This window comes from Candidatus Agathobaculum pullicola, assembly GCF_052117205.1.
GTDB classification, from domain to species: Bacteria; Bacillota; Clostridia; order Oscillospirales; family Butyricicoccaceae; genus Agathobaculum; species Agathobaculum pullicola.
On sequence record NZ_JBQKJP010000033.1, the window covers coordinates 24306 to 34029 of the forward strand.

8 protein-coding genes and 2 pseudogenes are annotated in these 9724 nt (G+C 43.6%); 6 read left to right on the forward strand and 4 right to left on the reverse strand.

Annotation, left to right across the window (positions count from 1 at the left end; genetic code table 11):
• Nucleotides 1–186: 186 nt before the first annotated feature.
• The 3 genes from ACTQ3V_RS11245 to ACTQ3V_RS11255 are packed head-to-tail and all read left to right on the forward strand — an operon-like array spanning nt 187 to nt 2057.
• On the forward strand, nt 187–699 hold the full coding sequence (locus ACTQ3V_RS11245) for a flavodoxin family protein (RefSeq protein ID WP_441467579.1): 513 nt from the start codon (nt 187–189) through the stop codon (nt 697–699).
• Nucleotides 687–1292: a hypothetical protein gene (locus tag ACTQ3V_RS11250; protein WP_441467580.1), complete on the forward strand. Its 606-nt coding sequence runs from the start codon at nt 687–689 to the stop codon at nt 1290–1292. Before ACTQ3V_RS11245 ends, ACTQ3V_RS11250 begins: the two co-directional genes overlap by 13 nt.
• An 18-nt stretch (nt 1293–1310) precedes the next feature.
• On the forward strand, nt 1311–2057 hold the full coding sequence (locus ACTQ3V_RS11255) for a M15 family metallopeptidase (RefSeq protein ID WP_441467581.1): 747 nt from the start codon (nt 1311–1313) through the stop codon (nt 2055–2057).
• 295 nt (nt 2058–2352) lie between these two features.
• Here ACTQ3V_RS11255 and ACTQ3V_RS11260 read toward each other — a convergent pair.
• Nucleotides 2353–2997: pseudogene (locus tag ACTQ3V_RS11260) on the reverse strand (IS5 family transposase); the annotation flags it as partial.
• A 230-nt stretch (nt 2998–3227) separates the two neighbouring features.
• Between ACTQ3V_RS11260 and ACTQ3V_RS11265 the strand changes: the two are divergent.
• Nucleotides 3228–4319, forward strand: a complete 1092-nt coding sequence (locus ACTQ3V_RS11265; protein WP_441467582.1) for a toll/interleukin-1 receptor domain-containing protein — start codon at nt 3228–3230, stop codon at nt 4317–4319.
• Here ACTQ3V_RS11265 and ACTQ3V_RS11270 read toward each other — a convergent pair.
• From ACTQ3V_RS11270 to ACTQ3V_RS11280, 3 genes are all read right to left on the reverse strand, one after another.
• Nucleotides 4316–4975: a hypothetical protein gene (locus ACTQ3V_RS11270; protein WP_441467583.1), complete on the reverse strand. Its 660-nt coding sequence runs from the start codon at nt 4973–4975 to the stop codon at nt 4316–4318. The two genes, ACTQ3V_RS11265 and ACTQ3V_RS11270, sit on opposite strands and share 4 nt — an antisense overlap.
• A 102-nt stretch (nt 4976–5077) precedes the next feature.
• Nucleotides 5078–5992, reverse strand: a complete 915-nt coding sequence (locus tag ACTQ3V_RS11275; RefSeq protein WP_441467584.1) for a tyrosine-type recombinase/integrase — start codon at nt 5990–5992, stop codon at nt 5078–5080.
• Between the two features lie 505 nt (nt 5993–6497).
• Nucleotides 6498–7358, reverse strand: coding sequence for an AraC family transcriptional regulator (locus ACTQ3V_RS11280; protein WP_441467585.1), 861 nt, complete (start codon nt 7356–7358; stop codon nt 6498–6500).
• A gap of 500 nt (nt 7359–7858) precedes the next feature.
• On the opposite strand from ACTQ3V_RS11280, the gene ACTQ3V_RS11285 reads away from it, so the two are divergent.
• Both ACTQ3V_RS11285 and ACTQ3V_RS11290 read left to right on the forward strand, forming a co-directional pair.
• A complete protein-coding gene (locus ACTQ3V_RS11285) occupies nt 7859–8989 on the forward strand; it encodes a peptidylprolyl isomerase (RefSeq protein ID WP_441467586.1) in 1131 nt (376 codons plus the stop codon).
• Between the two features lie 50 nt (nt 8990–9039).
• Nucleotides 9040–9724 (forward strand): annotated as a pseudogene (locus tag ACTQ3V_RS11290) (hypothetical protein); the annotation flags it as partial.

Sequence of the window (9724 nt, forward strand, 5' to 3'; positions counted from 1 at the left end):
GGAGAAGGCGTGTACTGCAAAAACCTCTTTTGTGGTATTTTGCGCAGGAGATGTGCAAAATCGCACACTATTCGGCAATTCAAAAAGCAAAATTTTGATATGGGATAAAATGTACATATGGAATCGTCGAAAAGTATGATATAATAAAACACACGAAATGAGTATGAATGAAAACGGGAGAGAAGCATGAATCTAATTTTAAGCGATAGGCCGCTCAGCCTGATGAAAGCAGACCACAGTTGCACGGAATATATTGATCTGTCAACGCTGCACATTGCCAACTGTGTCGGCTGTTTCGGTTGCTGGACGAAAACGCCCGGAAAATGTGTCATTCGGGACGACGCTGTGCAGGTTTATCCCCGCATCGCACAAAGCGACAGGGTGCTGTATGTCAGCAGGGTCAAATACGGAGGCTACGACACGACAATGAAAACCATGCTGGAGCGAGCCATTCCGGTGCAGCAGGCATTTATTCGTCTGTGGAACGGGGAGACGCATCATGTACAGCGGGATGTTAAGCCCAAGCATGCAGTCATTATCGGCTACGGTGACTTGTCAGAAGAAGAAAAGGATATTTTCCGGCAGTTGGTTGCGCGCAATGCAAACAATATGAGCTTTACAAGCTGGCGTGTGGTATTTGTGTCGGAACAGGAAGTGGACCAAGTGGTTCAAAGCGAGGTGCAGTCATGGGACAAGTAATGCTGATAAATGCAAGCCCACGGGCGCCGAAATCCAACTCTAAGCAGTACGCTGAGATGTTTGCTAAGGTATGTCCCATAGAAACGTCGTACTTTGCCGTCACCAGAAATAACCATAGAGAGCTGTGCCAGTCTATGGAGGATTTTTCGGATGTATTGCTGGTGTTTCCGCTCTACGCGGACGGACTGCCGGTGACATTGATGAATTTTCTCAAGACACTCGAGCAAAATGCGCCACGGTGGAAACCGCGTGTTTCGGTTCTCATCAACTGCGGCTTTATGGAGCCGGAGCAGAATGATATCGCGGTGCGGATGATACGATTGTTTTGCAAGCAAAACGGTTATCCGTTTGGCTCGGTTCTGAAAATCGGGAGCGGCGAGGCTATTCTGTCCACGCCGTTTCGGATTCTGGTTCGTTCCAAAATGAAAAAGCTGGCTGCCGCTATTGCGGCGGAAAAGGCACAAACATGGAAGGTTACCATGCCGATTTCCAAAAACATGTTCCTCCGCGCGTCCACCAGCTATTGGACGAATTATGGAAAGCGCAACGGGATCACAAAAGAACAGATGGAAACCATGAAAATCGAGGAATAAGCGTAGGGGGACAATCCGATGAACTATCGGTATTGGCTGGCGGCGGTGCTGCTGTTGACTGCACTATCAGGATGCACCACTCCGGAAGAGCAACAGAATATTCCACCGGAAGGGACAGTCGATGCTGCCGCAGCCGAGGATGAAGCACGGATGCCCGTTGCAGCACCGGATACGGCAGAGGCTGATACGCAAGCCGCAGATATACCGAGTCCCCCGCAGGACGCGCAGGAATTTGTCCGTGTGCAGGACTATATTCCGGATATCGCGGTCGACTTACGCTACGCCACCACGGATAACTTTACCGGCACGGTGATTTATGCCTATGACGATGCTTGGCTGCGCTATGCTACAGTCAGCAAGCTGTCGGATGCGCAGGAGCAGCTCAAGGCACAAGGCTACCGGCTTTGCATATGGGATGCGTTTCGCTCGGCCCATTCGCAGCAGACCTTGTGGGAGACTTATCCAGACGGGAATTATGTTGCAAATCCCGCTAACGGCTATTCTGGGCATACCCGCGGAGACACGGTTGACGTCACGCTGGTGACACTCGATGGGGAGGCTGTAGAGATGCCTTCTGGGTTTGACGATTTTACCGCGCTGGCGGATCGGGATTATGAAGATGTGTCTGCGGCTGCAGGCGAACATGCGGTGCTGCTGGAATCAGTAATGGAGTCTTGTGGCTTTACCGGATATGAAAAGGAATGGTGGCATTATAGTGACAATGACCGCGCGCAGCCTGCGCCGGATTTTGAACCGACAGCATAGATCGACACGGTGATGACTAACTGCAAGGCATAATCATTGAAAATAGAATAAAAAAGCAAACCCGTCACGAAAGTGAAACGCACCCCATTTGTTAGACAGTGTGGCACACTGAATAACGAATGGGGTGCTTTATTATGGAAAAAGGAAAACAAGTACGGAATACTACGCCGGAATTGCAGAAAACAGTGAGAGGAAATGTTTAGGGTAACACCGCACAATGAGTGAAAAAAGACCGTCCTGCCAGCAAATTGCTATGAGTAGAACGGTTTGACCGCGCAATAATCGCAGATGGAGTCAGATTCGCCAAGGTGAACATGATATTCAGTTTTGCGATCTGTTTTCGCAGGCCTCGGTATAGAGTTTTCCGATACCGGAGCTGATGTTTGACGACTGCAAAGAGATGTTCTACTTTGGCCCGTACAGAAGATTTTTCCCGTTCACGGCGCTTGATCTGTGCCTGAGCGCATGGAGAGACTTGCTTACTCTGGGATGGACGACGGTTGATCTTGTAGCAGATCCGCTTCCCCTGATGGTTGCAGACCATTGCGCCTTCTCGCTTTCAGCGCCCAGATACCCGCTGTCGCTATATACAACCGTCTCATCGCCGGTCAGAAGCTCCGACACCATGGTAACATCATACTGGTGTCTTGAATCGTATGCACCAGACCACTGTCCTTGTCTATGCCTATGTGGGCCTTATAGCCAAAGGTTCTTATTGACCGAATGTGTCTCTGGATTACGCTTCTTTTCTCCATTTTTCGTGGATGAGGGTGCAGAAATTAATGTAGAATCCACAATCGTTCCCTTTTCAGCAGAAGACCACGCTTTTACAGCAACCCTACCACTTGGGCAAACAGTTTTTCTGCAGGACATGCTTGATCAGCAAATTGCGGAATCGTCATAGCGCATCGCCATCCGGCATCTGATTGCTGGATTCCACTTTACCATGTTTTGCACCACTGGACATACTTGTTCTGTGTGGTGTTGCCTTAAATAAAAGTCTGCGTATGAAAGAAGGGGTGAGAGTTTCTGTGTTTTCATCTGGGAAAATATTGTAATATTGTGAAATATAAGGTATAATATTAATATATAATGCAGGATAATCTGTCATTATCAAACTCTTTAAGGTAACCACCAATCGCTTTTTATTTGGGTAAAAGGAGAAAATAAATGAAGATTTTTATTAGTTGGTCAAAGCAAATGAGTATGGAGTTCGCAATAAAAATCAAGCAATTGCTAGAAAGTATAGATCCAAATATCAAAGCTTTCGTTTCAGAAATGGATATAGGTGGTGGAGAGGATGTCCAGAGCAAGATTATTGAAAATATAAACCAATGTGATAAGTTAGTTATATGCTTTACTAAGGAAACAAAAAGATCACCCTGGCTATTGTTTGAAGCGGGATATGCTCGTGGATGCAGAAAAAAAGTAATCCCGCTTCTCTTTGATTTTGATTCAAATTGGCACTCATGGATTGACAATCCTATGAACATTGCTCGTGAAATTCGGTTCCATGGACCCAATTTTGTTTCAGAATTTATGAAATCCTTTGATGTCCAAGACACTCCCCAAAACAGGCAAAAAATCACTCAATTTCATCAGGAGATTCTTGAAATAAAAGAAAAAAATAGGGTAGTTGATGTAGAGTGTGAAGACTTAATCGAAAGACTACTCAATGACGGATCATTCTCCATGCAAAACCCATATTTCAGAGAAAGATCCGCCTTTTTCTTGACTGGCTTTGAAAGTTTTGAACTATATAAAATAATAATTGATTCCTTCTTATACACTGGGAAGTATCTGTGGATATATGGAAGGAAAAATATGAAGCTGTTTAGCGGAAATTATAATAATTTTTTTCGTTATCTAGATGAAAAGGCTTTTGACAGTAAATTAGGGATGGATGGTATTGATTTTAGGTGCCTATTCCTTGACCCAACTTCGGATGAAGTAAAACGGGCACATAAACAGCAAGAAATTTTTCTTTCCGAGTTGAACTCGTCTATTTTCAGAGCACAATCTGTCGTGGGAAAAAACACAGAATTGAAGAAATGCTTTCGATCATATTCTCATAGACGCGAAGAAATAATAATTAGGCTAGACAACTGTATTTTATATTCGAGGCCGGTTTTTGATTCAAATGGTGTACCCCAATTACTAACTAATACAGGATTTGAAATATTTAGTATAAAGACAGATAAAGGAAAGGAATGTATCAACAAGTTTGAGGTTATTTGGAACAACGCCAAGGAAATGTTTTAACCTCTTTTCAAGTTGATAAACTCTATAGCACTACATACAACTTGATCCACTGTCAAATGTGTTACATCAATATTTTTAAATACAGAAGGAAACGCTTGGGACAATTTTTGCGTACTATCATAAAGAGAACAGTTTGCTTCGAATGATATGTCTAGAAACGGTTTATATTTGCGTTCATCTCTCCCGCAAAGTCTCAAAGATAAAGATTCTTTGGTTTTTATATATAAGTTTATAAAGACTACATTCCTGTTTTGAACGATTCCATTTAACACTTCAGGTACGATATGAACACCATTTATAATAGATGGAATCCCCTTCCTTTGTTGCCGCTCAACAATTTTCTCGATCGATTGTTTTATAATTGAACATTGGTTTTTCAGTTCCGTGTAATTAAAAATTTTCATGTGATCTGGGATGGGATTTTTCTCACATATCTCTTTAACGATATCTGAATTATTTGAAATTTCATCCAAATACTCATTATAACCTCTTAAAATTTCCCTAATCAGATCAGTTTCCTGAATAATTCTGAACTCTTCATAACGTTTTAGTAGTTCGTATGAAATGGTTGTCTTCCCAACACCTGGAACACCAGATATAAATACAACAATTCCTTCAGGAATAAGTGGCTTATAACCACTAAAAACCTCATCCATATCTATGACCTCACTAATGCACAAATTAGAGATAATGACAGATTATCCTGCATTAAAAAGTGCTTGCACATAGCGATTGAACCGCTAAGTGCAAGCGTTTTATTATTCAAAAGAAAACTTATTCCGTGGATGCCGGGCAGCAAGAATATCTCGTTGCTTTGCCGCTGCTACAAATGTGTAAATCTGAGTCGTAGAAATGGAACTGTGGCCTAAAAATTTTTGTATGTATCGGATGTCCACATCTGCTTCCAATAAGAAAGTGGCGAAGGAATGTCGAAACATATGAGGGGTAATATGTGCGGTATAGCCTGCTTTTGTAGCATATTTACGTACAATCAAGCGTACAGACTGATCAGACAAGGGATGATTTAAGCGATTTTTGAAAAAAGGCTCCCCGGGCTGTGAAGGTTCAAGCTGCTTGTAGGTGTCCAGCGTACTTAATACCTCGGCATTTTCCAGTTGGATCATCCTCTCTTTAGAGCCCTTTCCATAAATGCGGACGCATCGCTCCAACAAATCTACGTCATCAGCTTGCAAACCACATACCTCGGAGACCCGCATCCCAGTTGCGAATAACAACTCGAGTACCGCAGCTTCACGCCATGCCTGACGTTTGCTAATTATTGTATCTGCTTTACGAGTTGCTTCATGCACTGCTTTTAAAACCGCTTCAATCACGCGCAGCGGAATTGTCCGAGGCAGAAGGGTTGGCTGTCTGATTTTAATATGACAGTGATAGAACGGATCATCGATGATAAGCCGGTTTTCCAACAGGAAGCTGCTCCATGCCTTAATGGAAGCAATTTTCCGTTTAATACTCCGCGCTTGGTAGCTATCGTGCAGAAACATGACGAAAGCGCGTACGCTTTGAGTTGAAATTTCTAATCCTTTCGCTTCTAAAAAGTCAATAAATTGTTTCAAATCTATTCGGTAGGCTTTTATCGTCTTATCGTTTAGATTTTTTTGTTTTTTACAATATTCGAGATAGTAATTCATCCATTGTATTTTTTCTTGCATTTTTCATCCCCCATTCTGGTGATTCGGTTTGCAATCAGTATGAATGGCAGATGGCAAGAATTCAACTAAATTCGACAAAAGCAAAGCATAGGGGGTCAGTATTTGAAAAATGAAAATGCTATAACAGATTGTTAAAAAATCACATAAGGAGAATCGAACGATGAATCCGTTATATATAGGCGGTGTCCACCGCCCGACCAATAGTGCGCGATAACGTCCATAGAAGAATACGGTTTATTCCGTGCTCATGGTTGCTGATTGCCCGGTAGGTTATGCCAAGGCGGTCAGCGACTTCTTTTTGCATAAATCCGGCCTTGTTATGGGATTCACGGATGCACTCTACAATGATGGGAGTTGTGGTATTTCGATTAACTATGTATACCTTATCCATGAAGAACGGCAGGTATAACGATGCGATAAGCATTGCCTTGCCGTAAAAGTATGGAGGCTGTCATTCAAAGAATAGATATGGGGCTCTCGCGAGATACCCAGACTATCCATATTTTTAACGGGCTCTATCGATGTTCATGCGCTCCATAAAATAATTTCTGGGTGTTACCCCCATAGTATATTTAAATGCCTTGGAAAAATGCTGTTGACTGGAAAATCCAAATTCTGTGGCGACTTCTGCTAAGGTAGCGCTGGGATTACTGCACTTATAATCGATGGATTTACTGATACGAATGAATGTTATATAGCTTGAGATGCTCAAATCCAAGTATTTTTGAAACAGTTTTGTGAGATATCGTTGGGATACGCCAGCATATTTTGCAATTTGCTCCACTACCAGCTTTTCTGAACAGTGCTGGTTAATATATAAAATGGCATCCATCAGATAGTTATTTTTGTACACATCCGAACTTGATTTACATTGCGCCAGAAGATCTCGGCTTAGCAGCAGAATCAGCTGTTCACAATACAGCTGCATAAGACGGTCGCTGTTTTGCCCAGGAATACAAAACTCGTCAAAAATACACTCCAGACATGCCCGGAGCTGAGCAGAGCATATTTCGCGAAAAAAAGGCCGTCGGTTGAGCATTAACTCCATTAGAAAGGGCATCTCTCCATGAGAATCCTGACTTCCGTAAAGTGAATAAGCTGATTTAACGTAAAAATGGATGTGTAAGGCTTGTGCAGTTGCATCATCGGGGGCAACAGTATCATGCGGAATATTGGGAAAGATAATAATGTATTGCCCAGGTTTTAAGATCTGCTCACTGCCCTGAATAGCAAACGAGATGGTTCCGCTTGTACATAACAGCAGCTCTACAGAACGGTGAAAGTGGGTATCAAAGCGATAATGGGGTGGAAATTGTTGTGCAATAGCGTTGTTCAAAACTATCGCGGGCGCCGGATAGGTATACACGATCAAAACACCTCCTGTCCCAAAAGAGATACATCACCGACAGTGGTGACACGGCAGGCATAAAGTAATAGTCATAGCCGTGTCAGCATTTTAACAAAAAATATAAAAAATCATTATCTTTATCTTAGCTTTTTCCTCGCAAAGATGCAAGTGCTATTAGCTGCATAATAAAATGATTGTGGTAAGATACCTATAATTTGCCTGATCATGCGTTTGACAACTTACATATGGCCCTACTTAGAGATAGGCTATACGCAAAACCATAAACAAATTCAAATGTTTTAGTTAAAACTAACAAAACTTGATGAAATTTTTTTGCGTATAGTTAGAAAAAATGTTGACAAGCAAAATTATATAAAAACTTTTCGTTTTGTTCAGAATTGAATAAGAAATATCATAGGAATAGACGTATACTTAATTTAAACTGTAGGATGTTGCGTCGTTTTTGGCTTTTTGCTCCGATACAGTGATTGTATCACAACATGATCATGAGGTGACTTATGGCCAATTCCCGGAAAAAGAAGAAAAATGCCCCCCAACGCCAGTGGCAACACTCGAAGCCGTTTGCTCGCTCTACCTTGTTATGGGGGATTATTACTGTGGCTGGTCTGGCGCTTTGCGTTACTGTACTTGCGCTCCTTTTGAAAAAACCCTCTCAGCCTGCGCTTTCGCTAAAAATAGGCGGACAAACCATACCTTCAGAGGTGTTCCAGCTAATATTGCAGCAAAATCGCTCCGATGTTGTTTCAATGTACGCAAACCAAGGGCTTTCTACCGCGCAGTCCTCTTTCTGGCGTACAGAAGTTGATGGAAAATCTCCAGCTCAAGCTCTGTTAGAACGCACTATGCAGGATTTGCAAGAATTGGCTGCCGCTTACCAGATGGCCCAATCATGCGGCTTGGATCTGCAAGGAGGATTGGGAGGCGTGATGGAGCGCATGGAAGCAGAAAATGCCCAGCGCCGCGCCAAACTGGAGGCCGGTGAACATGTCTACGGTCTGCAATCATATACCCTACAGACCTATCTCCCTTACGAGACGGATTGGATCGCTTCGCAATATGGCTCGAATGCAGACTATCCTGGCATGGATATCAGTCAGTCCCAATTACATGAGTATTATCAAGAGCATCTCGACCAGTACCAGAAGTATGACGATATATCGTTTTCTTACCTGAAAGTAGATCTGAACCAATTAGAGGATAGCCAGAAGCAGACGATTCAGACACAGGCCGATCAGCTGGCTCAGGAAATCAGGCAAGGAGAAGATTTGCAGCAGAAGGCGGTGGCCTATGGTGCGCTCAGCCCCTATGTGACGCATGTGGATATCCTCTCTGATCAGGCGGCCTCTTATAGCCGGGCGATCGGGGATGTGATGGAGTTGGGGTGGGACCTCCAGCCGGGAGAAGACACAGGCTTGATGGAACTCAATGGTTTTTTGTTCCTTATCCAATGTACCAGCCGAGTGGAATATGACTATCAGTCCTTTGAACAGGTCCAAAGTGTAATATTGAGTCAGATGCGGAGAGAACGCTATCAAGATTTGCTTCAGCAGACCGCCGACTCACTGGATATAGAGGCAGATCTGCCCGAATTGGAAACATTCATCATAAAAGAAATGGAGGGAAGTTAATGGAAAATAACGTATCAAAAACATTACGAAAGAAATGGGGGAAACAAGCAATGAAAAAACGATGGTTGACTGTATTTATGCTCTTGATTGAGATAGTAACCACAGTGGGTGCGCTATCTTGGCTTCCCATTCAGGCTGGCGCCGCAGGAAGCGGAACGACCTATTATTTCAGTACGCTTCATGGGGATAATAACAACAGCGGAACAAGTCAGGAGCAAGCGTGGGCATCGCTGCACATGCTGGAAGAAAAGAACATTACGCTCCAGCCTGGCGATAAAGTATATCTGGAGCGGGGTTCTATTTTCAACAATGAATTTCTGCACCTTCGCGAGGTAAAGGGCACCTCGGATGCGCCAATTGTCATTGACGCCTATGGCGACGGGGCAAGCCTGCCGGTTATCAACACCAATGGGCAGGGCATCTGGTATCAGGACTACGGCACAACGCTGGACAATGCCCAGCATGTCTATCGCGGCTATGTGTCCTCCTCCATTTTGTTGTACGACTGCGAATACATCGAAATCAACAATATCGCCATGACCAACCGCAATCTGGATATCGACGTTGCGTATAACGCTCGCAGTATGATGAACCGTACCGGCGTGGCGGTCGTAGCCCAGAATAGCGGAACATTGGATCACATCTACTTAAAGGGTCTGGATATTCAGGACGTAGAGGGCAACGTACAGGACAAGCATATGAACAACGGCGGTATCTATTTTACCGTCTTTCAGC